The 21,199-nt window shown below is 61.5% G+C and carries 12 protein-coding genes and 1 pseudogene; 4 read left to right on the forward strand and 9 right to left on the reverse strand.

Annotation, left to right across the window (positions count from 1 at the left end; all coding sequences use genetic code 11):
- The first annotated feature begins 101 nt into the window (after positions 1-101).
- Positions 102-3,053: a Tn3 family transposase gene (locus C7451_RS17475; protein WP_244182010.1), complete on the forward strand. Its 2,952-nt coding sequence runs from the start codon at positions 102-104 to the stop codon at positions 3,051-3,053.
- A gap of 34 nt (positions 3,054-3,087) precedes the next feature.
- Positions 3,088-3,900 carry a TonB-dependent receptor domain-containing protein gene (locus tag C7451_RS17480; protein ID WP_110300187.1) on the forward strand — a complete coding sequence of 271 codons (813 nt, stop codon included), beginning with the start codon at positions 3,088-3,090 and terminating at the stop codon, positions 3,898-3,900.
- Between the two features lie 125 nt (positions 3,901-4,025).
- Here the strand turns inward: C7451_RS17480 and C7451_RS19820 are convergent, their stop codons facing one another.
- From C7451_RS19820 to C7451_RS20305, 3 genes and pseudogenes are all read right to left on the reverse strand, one after another.
- Positions 4,026-4,478 (reverse strand): hypothetical protein, encoded by a 453-nt coding sequence (locus C7451_RS19820; RefSeq protein WP_146215404.1) that lies wholly within the window; start codon positions 4,476-4,478, stop codon positions 4,026-4,028.
- 421 nt (positions 4,479-4,899) lie between these two features.
- The gene (locus C7451_RS17490) at positions 4,900-7,104 is read right to left on the reverse strand and encodes a TonB-dependent receptor family protein (RefSeq protein WP_167398600.1); all 2,205 of its coding nucleotides are present in this window, start codon (positions 7,102-7,104) and stop codon (positions 4,900-4,902) included.
- Between the two features lie 248 nt (positions 7,105-7,352).
- Positions 7,353-7,791 (reverse strand): annotated as a pseudogene (locus tag C7451_RS20305) (transposase); the annotation flags it as partial.
- Positions 7,792-8,084: 293 nt separating this feature from the next.
- Between C7451_RS20305 and C7451_RS17500 the strand changes: the two are divergent.
- Positions 8,085-10,475: a TonB-dependent receptor gene (locus tag C7451_RS17500; protein ID WP_110300240.1), complete on the forward strand. Its 2,391-nt coding sequence runs from the start codon at positions 8,085-8,087 to the stop codon at positions 10,473-10,475.
- 481 nt (positions 10,476-10,956) lie between these two features.
- Positions 10,957-11,319, forward strand: a complete 363-nt coding sequence (locus C7451_RS17505; protein ID WP_244182011.1) for a DUF3703 domain-containing protein — start codon at positions 10,957-10,959, stop codon at positions 11,317-11,319.
- A gap of 43 nt (positions 11,320-11,362) precedes the next feature.
- Here C7451_RS17505 and C7451_RS17510 read toward each other — a convergent pair whose 3' ends face one another.
- From C7451_RS17510 to C7451_RS17535, 6 genes are all read right to left on the reverse strand, one after another.
- Positions 11,363-13,846: a heavy metal translocating P-type ATPase gene (locus C7451_RS17510; protein ID WP_110300191.1), complete on the reverse strand. Its 2,484-nt coding sequence runs from the start codon at positions 13,844-13,846 to the stop codon at positions 11,363-11,365.
- The gene (locus C7451_RS17515; RefSeq protein WP_110300192.1) at positions 13,839-14,450 is read right to left on the reverse strand and encodes a cation efflux transmembrane domain-containing protein; all 612 of its coding nucleotides are present in this window, start codon (positions 14,448-14,450) and stop codon (positions 13,839-13,841) included. The genes C7451_RS17510 and C7451_RS17515 overlap by 8 nt, the downstream gene beginning before the upstream one ends.
- A gap of 148 nt (positions 14,451-14,598) precedes the next feature.
- A complete protein-coding gene (locus C7451_RS17520) occupies positions 14,599-15,096 on the reverse strand; it encodes a hypothetical protein (RefSeq protein ID WP_146215406.1) in 498 nt (165 codons plus the stop codon).
- Positions 15,093-18,338 (reverse strand): efflux RND transporter permease subunit, encoded by a 3,246-nt coding sequence (locus C7451_RS17525; RefSeq protein ID WP_110300194.1) that lies wholly within the window; start codon positions 18,336-18,338, stop codon positions 15,093-15,095. Before C7451_RS17525 ends, C7451_RS17520 begins: the two co-directional genes overlap by 4 nt.
- Before the next feature lie 3 nt (positions 18,339-18,341).
- On the reverse strand, positions 18,342-19,493 hold the full coding sequence (locus C7451_RS17530; RefSeq protein WP_110300195.1) for an efflux RND transporter periplasmic adaptor subunit: 1,152 nt from the start codon (positions 19,491-19,493) through the stop codon (positions 18,342-18,344).
- A gap of 2 nt (positions 19,494-19,495) precedes the next feature.
- Positions 19,496-20,770, reverse strand: coding sequence for a TolC family protein (locus C7451_RS17535; protein WP_110300196.1), 1,275 nt, complete (start codon positions 20,768-20,770; stop codon positions 19,496-19,498).
- Between the last annotated feature and the right edge of the window lie 429 nt (positions 20,771-21,199).

Raw genomic sequence — 21,199 nt, forward strand, 5'->3', positions numbered from 1 at the left:
ACGAGCCAATGGCGCGGTTGAAGCGTGTAGCGTAGCCCATGTTCCGCTTATGTCCGAGAAATCGTTGTCTGGCGAACAAAGCTTGAGGTGACGCCTGAAACATGCCCGCACGCATTCCAATGACCGAGCGGCAGCGCGCCGCACTGCTGGCGTTGCCTGATACCGAGACGATGGTTGTGCGACATCATGGCCTCGACGCCGAAGACATGTCCGCGATCGGCATCACACGTACTCCGGCGACCCGTCTGGGCTATGCGCTCCAACTCTGCTGCCTGCGCTTTCCGGGACGGCATCTGCGCGCCGGCGAGCTGTTGCCTGCGATCATGCTCGAGCATATCGCCGACCAGGTTGGGGTTGATGCGGACGTCATTGCCTACTTCGCGCGGCGTACGCCGACCCGCTACGATCAGCTTGCTGCCATCAAAGCCCGGTTTGGTTTTACCGATCTGAGCCAGCCAGTTCGCCAGTCGATGATGGCGTGGCTGGCGACCGAAGCTATGCCCATCGTTGACGGGCGCATTCTGCTCGACCGACTTCTGGACGAGCTGCGCACCCGGCGCATCGTCATCCCCGGTATTAGCGTTGTGGAACGGATGGCGGCCGAGGCGATGCTTCGGGCGGAAACCGATCTGGTCACCGCGGTCGACGACACGCTCGATACAGAGACGCGTCAGCGTCTCGACACGCTGGTGGACGACAAGGTGCATAGCCGACAAAGCCGCTTTTCCTGGCTACGCGAACCGGAACCCCGCGTCGCATCCGTCTCGCTCGCCGAAATCCTCGAGAAGGTCGCACTGATCCGGTGGACTGGCGTTTCCCGTGTTCCGATCGATCCCCGGTACGATCCACGCCTGTCGCAATTCGCCCGCGAAGGTGTGCGCTATACCGCTCAGGCTTTCCAACAGATGCGCCCTACCCGCAGGCGGGTCATCCTCCTTGCCACGCTGCGCGAGTTGGAGGCCACGCTTACCGACGCGGCGATCGCCATGTTCGGTGCCTTGATAGGACGCGCTCACCTTCGTGCTCGCAAACGCCTTGAACAGCGGGTCGCGATCTCAGGACGCGAGGGACGCGACCGGCTGATGCGCATCGCCACGGTGCTGGAAACGATCAGCCGGGCAGCACGCGCTGGTGAAGATATCGGCGCGGCCATCAGGGATATCATGCCTCTCGACATGCTCGATGCCGATGCGGCGATCATCCGTCGCACCGCCGCGCCTCACAGGGATGATGTGCTGAGTGAGATTGCAGCCGAGTACCGGACCTTCAAGCGGGCAGGACCACAGTTCCTGCAAGCGCTCGATTTCCACTGCCGGGCCGGCACCGCGACATTGCGCAATGCGATGACGGTCTTGTCGGATCTCGATGGCGACTGGCGCAAGCCGCTTCCCGCCGACGTTCCGCTCGGTCATGTCGAGCGGCGCTGGCAACGCCATGTCGTGGTCGCAGGAAAGATCGACCGGACGCATTGGGAGATGGCGACCTACGGCGCGCTCGCCAATGCGCTGGCATCGGGTGATATCTGGGTGCCGACGTCGCGGATGCACCGGTCGCTGGACGTGCTGCTTGCGCCATCGCCCGGCGCAACGCTTCAACCGCCGTTCTCACTCGGCGATCCGCATGCATGGCTCGACCAGCGCGCTGAGCAACTCGACAGCGCCTTGCGCGGCGTCGCCCGCAATCTGGACGGGCGTGATGCCGCCCTGTTCGCCGGAGAGAGATTACGCTTCCCCAAAGAGCAGAAGGATGATGACGGCGGGCAAGATGAAGGGCGGCACCTGACGCTCGCCTGTTACGGCATGCTGCCTGCTACCCGTATCACCGATGTGCTGTCGCAGGTCGAACGCTGGACCGGCTTCACTCGGCATTTCGGTCATGTTTCAACCGGATTGCCGCCTGCTGACGAGCGCGCCTTCCTCGCCACCCTGATTGCCGAGGCGACCAATCTCGGGTTGTCGCGCATGGCCGAGGTATGCGGCGCAGGATCACGCCGCGCGCTCCTGCGCATGCAGACATGGCACATGCGCGAGGAAACCTTTCGCGCGGCGCTTTCCTGTCTGACCGACGCTATACACGCCGAGCCGATCGCCGCCTGGTTCGGGCAGGGACACCGGGCATCTGCAGATGGTCAGGCGTTCTACCTGGGCGGACCGGGTAAAGCCGGCGGTGCGGTCAACGCGCATTATGGTCGCGACCCGGTGATCAAGATCTACACCACCATCACCGATCGCTACGCGCCGCTTCACCAGACTGTGATCGCTGGCACGGCTGGAGAGGCCATCCATGCGCTCGACGGTATCCTCGGCCACGACAGCAACGCCGATCTGACCGCCCTGCACGTCGATGGAGGCGGCGTTTCCGACATCGTGTTCGCGACAATGCACCTGCTCGGGCTCGATTTCGAGCCGCGTATTCCCCGCCTGTCCGATCGACGCCTCTACGCCTTCGAACCCCCGAAGCGTTATGGCAGGCTCGCGCCGCTGTTCGGTCACAAGCTCAACCGGAATCTGATCGTCAGCCACTGGCCGGATATCGAGCGTGTTATCGGCGCAATGCGCGACCGCACCGTCACGCCATCGTTGATCCTGAAGAAGCTGTCCGCCTACCGCCAGCAGAACAGTCTCGCCGCGGCATTGCGCGAGGTCGGGCGGATCGAGCGCACGCTGTTCACGCTGCGCTGGTTCGACGATCCGGTGCTGCGCCGCACCGTTACCGCCGAATTGAACAAGGGCGAGGCGCGCAACAGCCTGGCCCGGGCAGTTGCCTTTCATCGGCTCGGTCGTTTCCGCGACCGGGGCCTGGAGAACCAACAAACCCGGGCGGCTGCGCTCAACCTGGTCACCGCTGCGATCATCCTGTTCAACTGCCGGTATCTCGGTCGCGCCGTTGACGAAATGCGCCGTCGCGGGACGCCGATCGATCCGGCTATGCTGTCCCGGCTCTCGCCGCTGGGCTGGGACCGCATCAATCTCACCGGCGATTACGTCTGGTCTGATCGCCTCGATCTCGACGCCAACGGCTTCATGCCGCTGCTCGTCAAACAGCTACCGTGAATCTGTGTCCGAATAATGCACAGGGGCCTATACCGTGGTGTTCGGCGTGCAGGGCCTGCGGCCCGGCGGCCGCGGTCAATCCGAGGGTGAGTCCTGGAATCTCGGCGCAACACTCGCCGTTGCCGAGGATCACAATCTGTTCGTCAGCTACGCACAGGGCTTTTCGATCCCTGAACTGGGCTTTGCCGCCAACAGCATCCGGCCCGGCGTCGCCATCAGTGGATCGGAGTTCGTCGCACCCATTTTGGTCGAGAGCTTCGAGGGCGGGTTGCGGGGTGGGCGCGGCGCGATGCGCTATGCGCTTTCCGGATTCTATGCCCGGTCCGACAATGGCGCGTCTGCGTTAGTCAACCCGACCACCGGCATCGCCGATCTGATTCGCGCGCCGCAGCGCAATTATGGTTTCGAGGCGAGCGTCGATGTCGCACCTTCACCGCGCTTCGATGCCGGGGTAGCAATTGGCTGGAACGATGGCGAGAACGACGCCAATAACGACGGGGTCTTTCTGCCATTGGGATCGGTGCAGATCCCGCCGCTCAAGGTCTCACTGACCAGCGCATGGCGACCGATCAATGGCTTGGAACTGACCGGGCAATTGCTGTTCGCCGGAAATCGTGATCGGGCGCGGGTCGCGCGGGTCGATAACTTCGAGCTGCAATCTTACAAGACGATCGATGTGGGTGCGGCCTATGATCTGGGTTGGGGCAGCATCGCGCTCAACATCACCAACCTGCTCAACGATTTCTACCTTCCGGTCGAAAGCCAGAGCCGTTTTGGCGCCACCGCCGACCGCCGCTTTGCCGGGCCCGGCCGAATGGGGGCGCTGACGCTGACTTCGCGGTTTTGATCGGGAGAGGGCAGGTATTCGACTTTTCGGAGGGTTAGCCTCTGGATTGCTTGAACATCTTCGTCGCGATTTCCGCAATGGGGATCGCTATGTCGCTGGTAGGGCCTCTTTGAGCGAGGTTGTTATCAGATAAGGCATTCACGCAGCATGATCCTGGCCGAACGCGCTGCGCCTTCGAGCTGTGCCGCCTGCTGCGGATCGCGGATTATCCAGCCTGGCGCGTCGCGGCGTGCGAGGCCGATCAGGCTGGCCAGCCATGCTTCGTCGGCCGACATCGTGCAGCCCGCGCCGGCGACGAGTTGTCGCCCAAGCGCCATCTCGGCACAGCGGAAAAGCCCGTCAAGAACGGGCGCCAATATGCACAAGCCTCGGGAAGCAAGGAGTGTATAGAGCGCAGGCTGTACCGGCCCGCCCTCAGTTCGCTGATGGTGCCAGATCCGCAGTGCCTTACAGAGAATGACGGATGTCTTGAGCGCAGCAGGTGTGGAGGCGCTGGCGATATGAGTGCCGCCATCGGGCTGAGCCAGAGACTGCTCGGTGACGCATTCAAATGCAGCGTTCGTCACATCGAGCTTCACGATAGCCTCTCCTGTAAGGGTGTTCTTCCTTATACTTCCTGCGAATAATTCGCAATACAATTGAAAGATAGTAGTCCGCCGAAGATAGGGCACTGTGTGGGGCGATATCTCCCAACGGATGAAGATGCCGCAGCTTAAGCAATGACAGCATTTCCGCTATAGATGTTCCAATAGCAGTTGGTAGGACGGGCCCAGCAATGCAGTCGGCAGCGGCTCATTTGGCGGGAAATTGAAGCCACAATCTGATGCAGCAAACACTAAAACGCTTTGCAAAATTCTTAGGAACGCGCCGAAAGAAGGGCTTGGCAGCTAAACATGTCGGGAAGCCGTTCGTGCCTTTGTTGGCGCCGGGGACAAAGCAGCCGCGTCCTCGCAAAGCACAATCCGACAACATCGGCTAAGGTTCATCGGAACGGTCTTATCAGTATCGCAGCGCCAACCCGACCTGAATGGTGAAGGGCTGGCCGGGCAGCACGCCGCGGGCCCGATCGACCACATAGAGCCGGTCGAAAAGGTTGCGCGCGGTGCCGAACACCTCCCACTTGCCGCCGGGCGGGCCATAGGATGCCGCGAGATTGAACTGCGTCCAGCCTTCGATCAGCCCGCGCTGGCCGTCGGGCGTGACGGGGATCAGATTGACGTCATCGGCAAAGATCGACGACTGGCTGACCATTTCGACCTGGCCGGTAAAGCCCTTGTGCTCCACCCCGATCGCGCCCGACACAAGCCATTCGGGCGAATAGGGCAGGCGGTTGCTTTCGACATTGCGGGCCACGCCGCAAGGCACCGGGCCGGCGTCGGTGGCGACTGGAGTCCCCGTAGTTGCGCCGTCGAAGCAGGGCGGCGTGGCAATGCGCATGCTGTTGTAGCGCGCTTCCTCCACCCAGGTCACCGCAAGTCGTGCGAAGACATCGGTATCCCCCTCGGTCCACCCGGCGGCGCGCGATGAGGCGTTGAGCGCAAGCTCGCCGCCGCGATGCAGGGTTTCGCCTGCCGAGGTGAGCGTCGCGCCGACCCCGCCGGCGACCGATTGGGCGACGATCTGGTTTTCGAAGTCCATCACGAAGAAGGTCGCATCAGCATTGAGCCCGGGCACGATCTCGCCGCGGATCCCCATTTCGTAGTTCCAGCTGAGCTCCGCCCCGAGATCGATTGATCCGCCCGTGGCGGTAATGATATCCTCGACCCGCGGCGGGGCAAATCCGCGGTGTACGCCACCATACAAGGTGATGTTGTCGGCAATCTCCCAGGTCGCCCCGAGGCCGGGAAGCACCTTGTTGAGGCTGCTCGAACCGCTCGTCGCGGCTGTCAACGCGCCCGAGGGGCCGCCGCCGACCAGCACGTCAATCGGCAGGTTGCGGCGGGCAAAATCGATGAACTCCCCGCGCACACCCGGCGTTAGCGCAAAGTCGCCAAGGACGATGCGCGACTGGATGAAGGCGGAAAAGGCGTTGGCATCGCGCTCGTTGTTCTCGCGCACGCCGGCATTTACCCCGTTGCCGGGGGCGCGGGCATTGGGGGTGTCGCCGTTCCACTGGCGGCGGGTCTGGCGTTCTGCGTGATAACGCACCCCGATTTCGGTCTCGCCGCCGATACCCAGCAGCGCGTGATCGATGCTCAGGCGGCTTTCGATCCCGTAGGTGTCATAATCGCGCAGACGGCCTTCATTGCCGCAAGTGGTGTTGAGATTGGTCAGCCCGCCGCAGGCCGGGTCGCTCGCATCATTGGGTCGCTGGCCGCTGTTCGAGGATTGCCGCCACCAGTCGCGGGTGAAGTAGTGGTAATAGCCGGTGGTCAGCAGGCGAAGGTTTTCGTCCAGATCCCAGCGGTGGGCGATGGTGGCGTTCAGCCGCTCGGTCTGGAAGTCATCATTGACGAACACGTTGCCGCGCGGGTCGGCGGCAAATTCATCTCGGCGCAGGCCCGAGTAGCCGACTTGGCTATCCTCACGGAAGCGCGACAATTTCACGGTTAAACCGTGATCGGGGCCTAACTCCCATGCGCCCTTAATAAAGATGTCGGTAAATCGCAGCGTCTGATTGTCCCGGTTGCCATCGGTCTGGTTGCGGTTGATGTGCACCAGCACACCCCCGCCCAGCAGTTTGCCGCCGGCCTGCCCATCAAGCATCAACATACCGCGATTACCTGCTGCAACCGTTCCGCTTGCCACAAACTCCTCAGGCACTTCCGGGGTAATGTAATTAACCACGCCGCCGATGGTCTGGGGGCCAAAGCGGATCTGGCCCGCGCCCTTGAGCACCTCGACCGCGCTAAAGCGCTGGATCGGCGGGTGATAATAGGAAGCGTTATCGCCATATGGCGCAAAGCTCAGCGGCACGCCGTCTTCGAGCAGCAGCACTTTAGTTGATCGGATCGGGTTTAGCCCGCGAATGCCGATATTGGGCCGCATTCCCGCGCCCTCCTCGTCCCGCACGAACACCCCGGCCACCTGCCGCAGTGCGTCGTTGACGTTAAGTACGCGGGTGCGGCGTAGGTCATTATTGCTTACGGTCGCAAAGGATCCGGAAATTGATTCGGACTCTTCAGGGCTCCCGACGACGACAATGTCCGTCGCTGGCTGGGTTTCGGTAGCTGTCGCAGCATCGACCATTCCATACTCAGTCATCTCAGCTCGCGCACTTGCGACGTCCGCAGTGGCGGGAACAGCTATAGCTGAAGAGCCGAGCAGAATACCGGCCCGAAAAATATTTACCATTTGATCCCCGTTCGTTGCTGTAATCCCGACGAGTCGCTACTGCAAGTTACTTGCAATTGCAAGCTTGCGCGCTGATGCACTGTGCCTCGATGGCACGGCGACCTTCATGAACGGCATGTCACCAGGTAGATTGGCGCACGCCTTCCGCACCACTTTAGTAACTTGGCACGGCTTATCCGCGCCACATCGCTGGTCCAGCTCTGAGGCATGGACAGGTAAAGGCCGATCATGTCCGGCACGTTGCTCGATGCCAGCGTCAGCGAAATGAGCGTCTTGCAGTTGGCGTTCTTACCCAGAGCCGATGTATATTGCGGCGCTACGCCGACCGAGGACCTTCCCATTTTGGACAAAGCCGTGTCATCGATAATCAGCTAGGCATCGGTGCCGCGAACCAGCAATCTGCCTGTCTGGCTAGCTCCTCTTCTGATGAAGCGCTGTCCCACAGGGCACCGCCGATAAAATGATGCAGCGATCGTAGCCGATGCCGGGCGCGCGTATCGCCATCGGCTGCACGCTCCTGCGGCCGCCAAGGCCGATCAGTCCCTCGACAAGAGCAGGGCACATCCGCGCCGGGCACCGGTCACTCAGCAGCCCCACAAATGGCCCAAGTCACACCGACAGATCGTCTCACCAAGCCTCCGCCATTGCCAGCCTCCAAAAGCTGACGACATTTAGATTTCCATAAGCGATTCATGGAGAGCCAGAGAATGCACTTCTGCCAAAGTACTGCTAGCATTCGCCGACTGTTGCATGATTGCAACGACCATTTCACTCAACGTCAAACGACGTCGGGAGCGATCTTGTTGTAGTGAGCGCCTTGTGCGAGCGATGCACGCGCTGTGAGAAGATCTAACCAAAAAAGTTGCGTGACGGGAGAGAGGCAAATGAAGATGGGTGCTACAAATCGTTCGACCTACATCAGCCAGTTGCTGGTAGGGACCGCAGCCATTTTGATCGCAAATCCCGCTCTGGCGCAAGATGCTGCGACTGACGATGTTCAAGCTGATGAGGGAAATGTCATCATCGTCACCGCGACCAAGCGCGACACGACGATCCAGGACGTGCCGTTTTCGATCAATGCGCAGACGCAGGAAGACATTCAGCGTTCGGGCGCGGTGACGCTTGAGGATCTGTCGCGCAATGTCGCAGGCCTTACCATCCAGAACCTCGGGCCGGGCCAGAGCCAGGTTTCGGTTCGCGGGATTTCCGCAGGGCAGGTCGTCCGCGATCAGCCCGGCGTGAAGGAGCAGGTCGGCGTCTATCTCGACGAATCCGTGATCTCGCTGTCGCTGTTCACGCCAGATATCGACCTGTTCGACTTGAACCGCGTGGAAACCCTGCGCGGGCCGCAGGGCACGCTGTTCGGTTCGGGCTCCGTCGGCGGCACGATCCGCTACATCACCAACCAGCCGACCCTTGGCGTGACCGAGGGGCAGGTGGAAGCGAACGTCAATGTAATCGACGGCGGCAATGTCGGCGGGCATCTCAAGGGCGCTGTCAACGTGCCGCTGGGCGATACCGCTGCGATCCGCGCGGTCGGATATTACACCCGCTATTCCGGCTTCATCGATGCGCAAGGCCCCGGTGGCGGACAGAACGTCAATGATGGCGAGCGTTACGGCGGCCGCATTGCGCTGACCTTCGAGCCTTCCGATACCTTCTCGATCACCCCGCGCATCATCTACCAGAAGATCACGGCGAACGGGTTCAACCGGCAGGAGACCTACAACCTCTTCGCCAACCGCTTCACCGCCACGCGGCCTGCGGTGCAGCTTGGCGAGCGCGAGCAGTTCCTGCTGCTGCCCGAGGCCTTCGAGGATGAAACCTTCATCGCCGATCTGACGATCAAGGTCGGGCTCGGCGCGCACGAGCTGACGTCGGTGTCGTCCTACATCAACCGCGACATTCTCGTCAGCCGCGATGCGAGCGCGCTGACCGGGTCGGTTTCTGTCGATCTCGGCTTCCCGGCGGCGGCGGTGGTGCTGCCCTCGAACCTGCGCGACACCACCGATCTTTCGACCTTCACCCAGGAACTGCGCTTTGCCTCGGACTATGACGGTCCGTTCCAGTGGCTTATCGGCGGCTTCTATTCCGATGTGCAGCGCGATTACCGTCAGCGCCTGCCCACCCCGGGTTATGACGCCTTCACTGACGCGACGCTGGGCGCGGGCACTTCGGCGGCCGTCGCCAATGGCTTCCCGGTCAACTCGCCGTTCAATTCCGACTTGCCCTTCGATATCGAGCAGCTCGCGGTGTTCGGCGAGGTCAGCTACGAGCTGACCGACAAGCTGACCTTCACCGCTGGCGGGCGCTACTACGATTTCGAGGAAGTGCGCATCATCACCACCGGTGGCCTGTTTGCCAATGGTGATAGCGGCGTGGTGGATACCACCGCTTCCGACGGCTTCACCCCGCGCTTCCTGCTGAGCTATAAGGCGAGCGACGACGTGACCATCAACGCCCAGGCCGCGCAGGGCTTCCGGCTTGGCGGGGTCAACGATCCTCTCAACACCCCGCTGTGCAACGCGCAGGACCTGGCGCTGTTCGGCGGCTTCCAGGATTACAGCGACGAAAAGCTGTGGAACTACGAGCTGGGCGTGAAGACGCAAGGCGCAGGCTTCACCTTCAACGCGGCCGCCTTCTACAACGACATCAGCAACCTTCAGGTGACGCTGGATGCCGGCAGCTGTTCGTCGCGCATCGTGTTCAACGTACCCGAAGCCTACGCTGCCGGGATCGAGGCCGAACTGGGCTTCAGCCCCTCACCGGGTCTTAGCTTCAACGTCAGCGGCAGTTACATCCAGTCGGAGTTCAACAGCACCCTTCCGGGCGTGCTGGCGACCGCGACCGGGATCCGCGATGGCAATCGCCTGCCCTCGGTGCCTGAATTCCAGCTTTCGGCCAACGGCAGCTACGAATGGGAGCTGGGCGAGGCGACCACGGCCTTCGTGACCGGTTCGTTCCAGCATGTCGGTTCGCGCTTCACGCAGCCGTCCGATCAGGAAAACAATCCGCGCACCTTCGTGCATGGTCTGCCCTTCGGCGGCGCTCCGGCAACCGCGGCGACCACGATCGATCTGGAACTGCCCGATTATCAGCTGGTCAACTTTAGCGCCGGGGTGGAGCTTGAGAACGGCCTGTCGCTGACGGCCTATGTCAACAACCTGTTCGACGAGAACCCGCTGCTGTCGTTCGATCGCGAGCGTGGCGGCCGGGCGCGGCTCGGCTTCAACATCGGTCAGCCGCGCACCTTCGGCGTGACCGCGCGGCAAACGTTCTGATACCAAAAGGTAGCGTCGCTTTTTTGCTTGCCGGTCAGTTCCGCATCGGTTGGATAGTTGATGTGTTCGCGCAGGGTGAGTTCTCTACTCCAAGTGCCTGAAGCGGATGAACGGAGTTGGTGTAGTACAACCGTTCTGGCCGTGCCTTTGGATTACGGGTGGCCGGGTGGCTGCAGTAAAATTGTGCACGTTTTAAACGTGTATGCCGGCAGTGGTGGCGACGAAGCCCATTATTCCGCGATCGTAGCGGCCGAGAGAAAAGGCAGCCCGCACCTTGCCGCCGGTGTCGCAGCCAATCTGGTGTTTGTCAGAGGACCATGACATATTGCGGGTATCGATGCCTAGCACCCGTAGTTGCGATGCTTGTTTGCCCCGCCGCTACGGCACTTGAGAAGCAGGCGATAGACCTTCCTTATTTGGTGGAACAGCTTTACCTGGTACTTGCTACCCCGCGCACAAGCATTGGTAGGTCGAAAACAAAATGAAGATTGGTGCGATGAGCATTATTCGGACAGCCTATCGAAATGAACTGGCAGAATTCCGTGCTGCGCGTGCCAGCGGCGATCACGCCAGCGCCTGGCAAAGGCTCGAACGCGGGCACATCATCGCTCAGGGTAGTCTGCAGCTGCATATTCACTCGCACGGCGTAATGCTGGCATTCGCGGTGTCGCGGCGCGAATGGGCCGAGGTTGCAGGCCAGGTGCTGCGTCTGTTTCTAGCGCCATTGGGCACACTGACCGGTCGCACGCCGATGGGAAATACCGGGCGATCGGACGTCAGTGCTTTTGCCTCTATGCCAATACCGGCGGATATTGCGCAGATCGTGAATGCGGGCCGTGATTGATTGTCAGAGCGTGCGCTGCCTTACGGTTAGAACCGTCAATTGGTCAGTCGCGGTACGCCAAGAGCCTGAGTGCATTGACCACTACAATGATGGTTGAGCCTTCATGCACGGCCACCGCTGGACCGATGCCGAGTCCCATGATCGTGGCGGGAACCAAGAACCCGACTACGCCGAGGCTCACAAACACGTTCTGCCGGATGATCCCGCGGGTATGCCGGCTTAGGCCCACAGCGAATGGCAAGTGCGCCAGGTCGTCGGCCATGAGGGCAACGTCGGCTGTCTCCAGCGCCACGTCCGATCCTGCCGCCCCCATGGCGATGCCGACCGTAGCACTGGCCATGGCCGGTGCATCATTGACGCCGTCGCCAACCATTGCGACCCTGTCTTCGCCCGCAAGCTTCTTGATCACGACAACCTTGTCTTCCGGCATGAGATCGCCCCATGCTTCGTCTATCCCGACGTCCTTGGCGATCGCTTCGGCAACCTTTTGGTGATCCCCCGAGATCATGATCATCCGGGTGATGCCCAACTCACGCAAGCGAAGCAGCGCGGATTTGGCCGCTTCGCGAGGCGTATCGAGCAGACCGATCGCCCCGAGGTCACGGTCCCCTTTCCGGACCAGCATCGTCGTTCGTCCGTTTTCGCGCAGTGACGCTATCGCGTCCTGTGCCTCCTGCCCCAGCGCCGGAATTGCGTCCTTACCGAACATTTCGGATTTGCCGATCCACACTGTCTCGCCGTCCGCGGTCGCGGTAACACCCCGGCCGGTAAGACTCTTGAGATCGGCGGCATGGGGCAGGGCGCGCCCCCCCAGACGTGCGCTACCATCCCTGACGATCGCCTGGGCCAGTGGATGATCGCTCAATGCTTCGACAGCGACCGCAGTCGCAAGCAGTTCACTTTCATCAGTGCCTCCCAGAGGGACGATGTCGGTAATGCGCGGGCGGCCTTCGGTCAAAGTGCCGGTCTTGTCGAATGCTATTGCCTTGAGCGAACCGAGATTTTCCAAGGGTGCGCCGCCCTTGATAAGTACACCGCCGCGCGCTGCGCGCGCCACACCCGATAGAACTGCGCTTGGCGTCGCAATGGCAAGCGCGCAGGGACTCGCTGCAACCAGCACCGCCATCGCTCGGTAAAAGCTGTCGCGGAACGGCTCGTCCACAACGGTCCAGGCGAACAGCAGCACGAACGATACAACCAAGACTGCGGGGACGAAGACCCGTTCGAACCGGTCGGTAAAGCGCTGCGTCGGGGATTTTTGCGTCTCCGCTTCGCTCACCATCTTCACGACTTTCGCAAGCGCGCTTTCACTGGAGCGGCGCGTCACCTCAATCTCGATCGCGCCGCTGCCATTGATCGTTCCGGCAAATACCCGGCTTTGCGGATCAACCATGTCGGGCTTGGCCCGTGCGGCGACCACGTCGGCTACCGGTATCTTGTCGACCGGGATACTTTCACCCGTGACGGGCGCCTGGTTGATCGCGCTCGATCCCTTCAGAACGAAGCCGTCGGCGGGCAAGCGCTCGTTCGGACGCACGATGACGATGTCGCCGACCACCATTTGTCCGACGTCGATTTCGCTGGTCGCGCCATCGCGGCGCACCGTTGCGGTTTCAGGGGCAAGCTTCGCCAGGGCCTCAATTGCCTTCTTGGCGCGGCCCATGGCATAGTGCTCCAGCGCGTGTCCGAGACTGAACAGGAACAGGAGAAGCGCGCCTTCGGCCCACGCCCCCAAGGCGGCTGCCCCGGCGGCGGCGACCAGCATCAGGGTGTCGATCTCGAACTTCTTCAACCGAAGGTTGTCAATCGCCTCGCGTAGCGTGAAGAAACCACCGAAGAAATAGGCTGCGATATAGCAGGCGGTCGGGAGCCAAGCGGGCGGACCGGCTATCAGCTTCTCAATTGCGAAACCGATTCCCAGCAGCGCGCCGCAGGCGAGGGCAAAGATCAGTTCAGTGTTGGGCCCCAGAAAATCAGCGTGGCTGTGATCGTGACCATCACCGGAGCTATGCCTTTCCTCAGCCGACCCATGGCCACTTGCCCCATGATCATGACCGGCATGATCATCGGCACTGACCCGCTTTTCGATGCCAACCTTGAGTTTGCGAAGGGCCGAAAGCACTTCCTCTTCGGTGGTCTCGCGGCGATCATATTCGACCCGCACAGACCCCCCTGAACTGGCGCTGGCCTGTACCACGCCGGGTAAGGCGCAAAGCGCATCGCTGATCGTTCGAGCGCGACGCTCATGGTTGATCCCCGTTGCTTGCCAGATAGCATGGCCATAGCGCTCGGTGATTTCAGCGCCGGCTGCGCGCACGATTTCGCGCAAACGCGGCAAAGGCAGCTTGGCAGCGTCGAAATGGATGCACAGCGCTGCTGGCGTATCGTCGTCGACACAGATGACATGCGCCCGCTCAACGCCTTCGCGCTTCGTCAGCGTTGCTACGAGACGATCGAGACATGCGTCAGCTGCGTCGGGAAGGTCGGGCAATAGCACCGGAATGTCGAGTTCGAGCTTGTCATTCATGACGACCTCCCTTCGTTGTATTGGGTTCGGTGCGTGCGTCGCGCAGGATTTCGACGCCGCCCTTGATGGCGATGAGCGCGGTAGCGAAACCGACGAGCAGGTCCGGCCAGTTCGTACCCAGCCAGAACACCAGCACACCGGCAATCAGGATGCCGCCGTTGGAGATGAAGTCGTTGAAGCTGAAAGTGGTCGCGGCCCGGAGATTGACGTCCGGTTCCTTGATGCGTTGAAGCAGCCGAAGGCAGAGGTAGTTTACCGCGCCAGCAATCGCGGACATCACCATCATGGTGGGCCCGATGGGCTCGCTCCCCTGGATGAAGCGCCGCCCGACATCGAGCAGGATGCCACCGGCAAACAGCAGCAGCATGACGCCTGAAGCCATCGCTGCGCGGGTCTTCCATGTTTGACCCCGGGTCAGTGCGACAAGGCTCAGCGCGTAAACGGCCGTATCGGACAGGTTATCGACGCCATTGGCGATCAGCGCGCTCGAGTCTGCGAAAGCGCCGGTAGCAAAGAAGCCCCCCGCGATTGCCGCATTGAGCAGCAGCACGATCCAGAGCGTGCGACGCTCCTGCGAGTTGTCATTGTCGTTCACGGCAATCACGGCTTTCTCTCCCTAACCACGCGGCTCGCAAGGCTCTGGAGTACGCAAGGGGCGGGGCAGCCGGACAACGTGCTATCTTGGGGGAGCAGACGATCCCGGCGGTGCTTGAGTGCACCAAGGTCGCCTTGCTTCATGATCGAAAAGAATCTCATCTTTTTCGTCCTCGCTCGCAAACAACCTTGGCCCCTTCGCCAGTGACGAGGACCAGATTGGTGTCCCGAAAATGGGCACTGAGGTTGGCGCTGCGGTACTGAAAGCCCTGTGCAGGCGCATTCAGGACAAGCGGCTCGCCTTCGTAAGATTTGCGGACTTCCATGGTGAGACCTTCGTTCTTGAAGTCCACAAACCGGCTTTGCCCATCAGTACATTGGTATGGATGTCGACCCGATTGGGCGGATCCGTCCGGGATCTGCGACGCGTGGATATCTCGCTCCGATGTCGGCATTTGCTCTGGATCGCCCGAGCACGCTGAAAAGCCCGCCGCCATGGCAACGATAGAAATCAAAGGCCTGACTTTCCGCATAGGCTGGCTCTGGGTCTCTGAACTGCTGAAGGACATCGCTGCCGAACCTGACAATCGGGCCTCCTGTGCAGTTGCGACAAGGGTAAGCGGGGCGATCACCGACCGCCCCGCTGGATTTTTCATGACGACGTCTCCACGATAGTCTGCCCGTGGTCGGCGCCTTCGAACGCCTCATTGTAGTGTTCGGGCTGTCTGATGGTCTTCTGGCCGAACCGGGCATAAAGCGTCGGCAGGACAAACAGCGTCAGCAGGGTGGCCGAGATCAAGCCACCGATTACCACCGTTGCCAGGGGCTTCTGGACCTCAGCACCGGCGCCGGCGCCCAGCGCCATCGGAACGAATCCCAGGCTCGCAACAAGGGCTGTCATCACGACTGGTCGCAGGCGCTGCATGGCTCCCACATAGGCCGCCTCCTCCCGGGACATCCCAGAGCGGATCAGATCCTGGATCGAACTGACCATGACCAGGCCATTGAGAACAGCGATGCCTGACAACGCGATGAAGCCAACGGCGGCGGAAATGGAGAAGTCCATTCCGCGTGCGAACAACAGCAAGACACCGCCAACCAGCGCAAAGGGCACGCCAGTGAACACGATCGCTGCATCTCTGGCCGAACCCAATGCGCCGTAAAGCAGCACCAGGATCAGAATGAAGCAGGCCGGGATGACAAGCTTCAGTCTCTCGCTTGCTGACTGGAGGTTTTCAAATTGACCACCCCATTCCAGATAGACACCAGCTGGCAAGCGAATCTCCTTCGCGATGACCTCCTGGGCATCGGCAACAACCGATCCTACGTCCCTGCCGCGGACATTGGCCTGGACCACCACACGCCGCTTGCCATTCTCGCGGCTGATTTGATTGGGTCCGTCGACCACCTGGATGTCGGCAACACTGGAAAGCGGTACACTACCGCCACCCGCAACAGGTACCGGAACCTGCTCCAGCACGCTGATGTCCGAGCGTTGAGCCTCCGCGAGACGCAGCACCACCGGAAACCGGCGATCGCCTTCGAAGATCTGCCCGGCCACCCGGCCACCGAGCGTGGCTGTCACCGTATCCTGAACGTCTTGAGACGTGACCCCGAGCCGCGCCATTGCGTCGCGATTGACGCGAATGTCGAGCATGGGAAGACCGGTTGTCTGCTCGACCTTCACGTCAGCTGCGCCCTCGGTTCGGCGCAGCACGGCGGCAATCTCCTCGGCGGTCCGGTTCATCTGGTTGAAGTCGTCGCCGAAGACCTTGACTGCTATGTCACCGCGAACGCCGGCGATTAATTCATTGAACCGCATCTGGATGGGCTGGGTAATCTCGTAGGCATTGCCCGGAATCTTCGAAAGATTGCTCTCGATCCGGCTTACAAGCTCTTCCTTCGGAAGCTCAGGGTTGGGCCATTCCTCACGCGGTTTCAGGATCACGAACATGTCGGTTGCATTGGGGGGCATCGGATCCGAAGCAAGTTCGGCAGTGCCGGTTTTGGAATAGACGAACGCGACCTCGGGTTGGTTCGACATCATTCGCTCGATCGGCACCTGCATCGCCTGGCTCTGCTGGACAGACGTTGCCGGGATGCGCAGCGACTGGATCAGCAGATCGCCCTCATCGAGCTGCGGCAGGAACACCGAGCCGAGGGTGGTGAAAGCCAGTGCCGCCACGACAAGGCTGGCGACACCGGCTCCGATCGTTACCGTCGGGCGCTTCATCGCCCGCTCGAGGCCAGGCTCATAACGCTTCTTGAGCCATGTGATGATGCGGCCATCCTTCTCCTCTACCTTTTTGGAAAGCCAGATTGCGATCATCGCCGGAACGAATGTGAGCGAGAGAACAAACGCGAAGGCGAGGGCGATGATGACGGTCAGCGCCATAGGCACGAAGGTCTTGCCCTCGACGCCTGTCAGGGTCAGCAAGGGGACGTAAACGAGGATAATGATGGCCTGCCCGTAGACAGATGGCCTGATCATCTCGCGGGCGGCAGAGGCGACGGTCGCCAATCGCTCCTTGACGCTGAGAAGACGTCCCTCGTGGTGCTGCTGCTCGGCAAGGCGCCTCAAGGCATTCTCGACGATGATAACGGCGCCATCAACGATCAGGCCGAAATCGAGCGCGCCGAGACTCATCAGGTTGGCCGACACGCCGACACGCAGCATCCCGAAACCAGTCAGCATCATCGTGATCGGAATCACCAAGGCAGCGATCAGCGCTGCCCGGAAATTGCCGAGCAAAATGAAGAGCACGACGATGACCAGCAAGGCGCCCTCAGACAGGTTCTTGGCAACCGTTGAAATCGTTGAATTGACGAGTTCGGTCCGATTGAGGACGGGTTGGATCACCACATCCGGGGGCAGGGATGCGTTGATTGTCTTGAGTTTCTCGGCGACCGCTGTCGACACAATGCGGCTGTTTTCGCCGATCCGCATGATTGCGGTGCCGACGACAACTTCGGTTCCGTTCTCCGACGCTGAGCCCATGCGGATAGCCTGACCCGTCTTGACGGTGGCCACCTGCTCGACCGTGATCGGCACGCCATTGCGTGTCGCGATGACAGTTCTTCCCAATTCAGCGGCATTACGGATCAGTGCGTCGGAACGCACCGCCAAACCTTCGCCGTTGCGGTTTACAAAGCCGCCGCCCACGCTGGTGTTGTTCTGCTCCAATGCATTGCCAAGTTCGGTCAGGGATATGCCAAGCGAGGCCAGCTTCTGCACATCGGGCACTACAAGAAACTGCTTGGCATAGCCGCCGATCGAATCGACGCCGGCAAGGCCTGGGGTGCCCTTGAGCAGAGGCGTGACAATCCAGTCCTGCGCTGTTCGCAGATAGGTCGCCTTGTCGACTTCGGTCGTCAGCCGTTCACCCTCGGGCGTGATATAGCTACCGTCCGGTTGCTGGCCCGGTTCGCCAGGCTTGTGCTTGTCGTCATCGCGGTGGTCTAGCCGAACCGTATACATGTACACTTCGCCCAAGCCGGTCGCGATGGGGCCCATTTCGGGGTTTACACCATCGGGAAGGTTCTCCTGCACCCCCTGCAACCGCTCACCCACCTGCTGGCGTGCGAAGTAGATGTCCGTGGAGTCGGAAAATACGGCCGTGATCTGGGCAAAGCCATTGCGGCTCAGGGATCTTGTGTATTCAAGACCCGGTGTCCCGGCGAGCGCCGTTTCGATCGGGAAGGCGACCTGCTTCTCGACCAGTTCGGGTGACAGCGCGGGCGCTCGGACGTTGATCTGCACCTGGTTGTTGGTGATATCCGGCACAGCGTCGATCGGCAGCCGGTAGAGTGAATATGCGCCAATGGCGGCGGCAATGACGGTGAGGAGCAGGACGAGCCAGCGCTTCTCGACCGCCCATGTAACGATGCGGGCGATCATGGCTCAATCCTCATGACTGGCTTCGCCCTTGCCGATTTCGGCTTTGAGCGTGAAGCTTCCGGTGGTGGCGATTTGTTCGTTACCCTTCAGTCCAGACTTTACGATCACGGTATCGCCCGACGCGTCGCCTAGTTGAACCGGGACCGCCTTGAAGCCGGTGGGGGTGCGGACGAAAACGACCGTTTTCCCCTCGAGGCTTTGGACCGCTGTTGATGGCACGCGGATAGCGCCGCTACCGCCGCTGCCCGTGAGCTCTATGGCGACCATGACCGGCTCCCCGACCCGCCATTGTCCGCCGCGATTGTTGAGCGTGGCAATCGAAGGGACGAGGCGCGTCTGGGGGTCGAGAGCTGGCGAGACGAATGTGATGCGGGCGCTCGCTTCGCGCCCCGCCGCCCTCACAGTCACCAGATTGCCAGGCCGAACCCGCCCGGCATCCTCAGGCTTGAGGTTCAGCGCGATCGACACCTGACCCAGATTGGCAATACGATAGAGCTCGGCGTCGGCCGCAACCGTTTGCCCCAGCGTGACCGGACGGCCGATGATCTGGCCTGAAATCGGAGCAGTGATGCCGAGCCGGTTCAGGCCAGCGCCGCCGACACCCGCAGCCGAGACCATGCTTTGTGCCTGCGTTAGCGCGATGCGTGCTTCCGTTGCAGCCGTTCGCGCGGCGATAAGATCCTGTTCGGGCGAGACCTTTTCGTCAAACAGCCGTTGCTCTCGCGCAAGGTTTGAATTGGCCAGAGCAAGGCGCGCCCGAGCGGCTTCGACCTCGCCCTTCATCTGGGCGACGTCGCGGCTTTCGATTACGGCGATTGTCTGACCGCGCCCGACCGTCTCACCGAGATTGCGTGTAAGCGCCACTACACGCCCGCCGATGGCTGCGGAAACCACCTGGGTGTTTTGCGGATCACCTTCGATGATCGCCGGCAGTTCGACCGTGCCGGCGCCGCCAACGATGGGCCGGTCCACCTCGACACCCGCCGCAGCAATCTGCTCGGCCGTGAGGGTCACCTGCCCTTCGTTGGCATGGGCGGCTTCAGCGCCCGCGTCTGCAGAACCAGAAGCAGTCTGCTCTTTGGATGGATCAGCTCCCCCACAGCTTGCCAAAAGGAGCGCACTGATCGTCGCTCCAACAAGATAATGCTTCTTCATGATTAGTACTCCGCGTTGGGCGCACGAGCGATCAATCGCTCCAATTGCGCTCGGGCATTCTGATAGGCGGCAAGTGCATCGATCGCTGCGACCCGCGTCTCTGCAAGGGTGCGTTCGGCGTCGAGCAATTCGAGCTGTCCAAACTTGCCTTCGCGGTAACCGATCCGTGCAATGCGCGCGGCTTCCTGCGCGCTGGCCAACGCCGGACCTGCCGCGGCGCGCGCCGTGGTGGCGGCATTGGCCGCCTCGGCCTGCGCATCAGTGATCGCTTGCTCGATATCCAGGGCCGTCAAGCGGCGCAGGGCATCAGCTTGGGTTTGCTGCGCAGTCGCCTGAGCGATTGCCGCGCGCCCATTGTTGAAAACCGGTATCGGGATGGTGACAGTGAATACCGCAGCCAGATCGTTGGTCGCCTCAAGTCGGCGGATAGCGGGGCCGACGTTGAGGTCAGGGACCCGGTTTGCGCGGGCAAGCCGCACGCCGGCTTCGGCTATCGTGAAATCGGCGTTTGCTGCTGCGAGGGCAAGGGTGCCAGATGGGTCCACCGGCACAGCCGGTCCATACACATTTGTACCCGGGAGGATGTCGAGCACCGATTCATCAAGTATGCCACTGATGGGCTGCCCGATCCGGCGCACGAGATTGATCCGGGCTGCTTCAGCCAGACGAGCTTGCCGTTCAACATTGGCTTCCGCATAAGTGACAGCAACATCTGCACGTTGCCGCTCAAGAGGCGAGGCTCGTCCCGCCTGCACCCTTATGCTTGCCGCGCGCAGTGCATCGTTGGCAATCCGGGCCTGGTCTCTCGCAGTGGCAAGACGCCGTTCGGCCGCTACTGCTTCGACATAGAGTTGAGTAACCTGCAGCCTGACATCGGCGGCAGTGATCGCTTGCTGGATCTCCGCGCGGGTCAGCTGTGCCCGTGCTACGGCGACGCGGGCGCTTCGCTTACCGCCGAGCTCGATGGGAATCGCGGGGCCTATGGTGGTTTCAGCGCTTCTCAAGCCGCGGTAAGGCCCGGAACCAGCGATGTTTTCTACCTGTACTTGTACCACCGGGTTGGGGCGCAAGCCTGCCAACCTTTGGCCTGCTTCTGCTGCCTCAACTGCAGCTACTGCAGCCTCGGAAGCCGGTGCTGCGCCGCCGGCAGCCGCGACAGCTTCCTTGAGAGTAAATACCTTCGCAGCGGGGATATCTTGCGTATCCCCTTGCGGTTGCGCCTGCACCACGGATGCACAGGTCGCAGCAGCCAGAAGGGCTGCTCGCACGATCTTCATTGGGAATTCTCCTGACAGATAACCTCGGCCGGAAACTCCGGCCAGTGTCATGTGTCAGGCGTTTGGTGGCCTCAGGCCCGGTTCGGGCGCGCTAGAATCAAGCGGAGGCGTGGACCGCGCGAACAGCGGCACTGAAAGCGAGCCAAATCGGGGCGCAACGCCGATATCAGCTGGAGCCTGGATCGCCGGACAATGGCAAATGCCGTGGTGATGGGGGAGGGCCTTGTCAGCCGTGCCCTGCTCGCTCCCGCTGCTCTTTTCGTCATTAAATTCAGCGGCGCACTCTGACGCCGGCGCACCCGGCAGTTCCCCGGCCTCGAGGGTGACGCTCGTAACGAGCGCTGACAATACGAGTGTCAGAAGGAGACGCGAGAGGAACAGCACACGGCCTCTTAGCAGGCATCAGCCTGGGTGTCATGCGGAATAACC

Source organism: Blastomonas natatoria, assembly GCF_003201955.1.
Lineage (GTDB): Bacteria > Pseudomonadota > Alphaproteobacteria > Sphingomonadales > Sphingomonadaceae > Blastomonas > Blastomonas natatoria.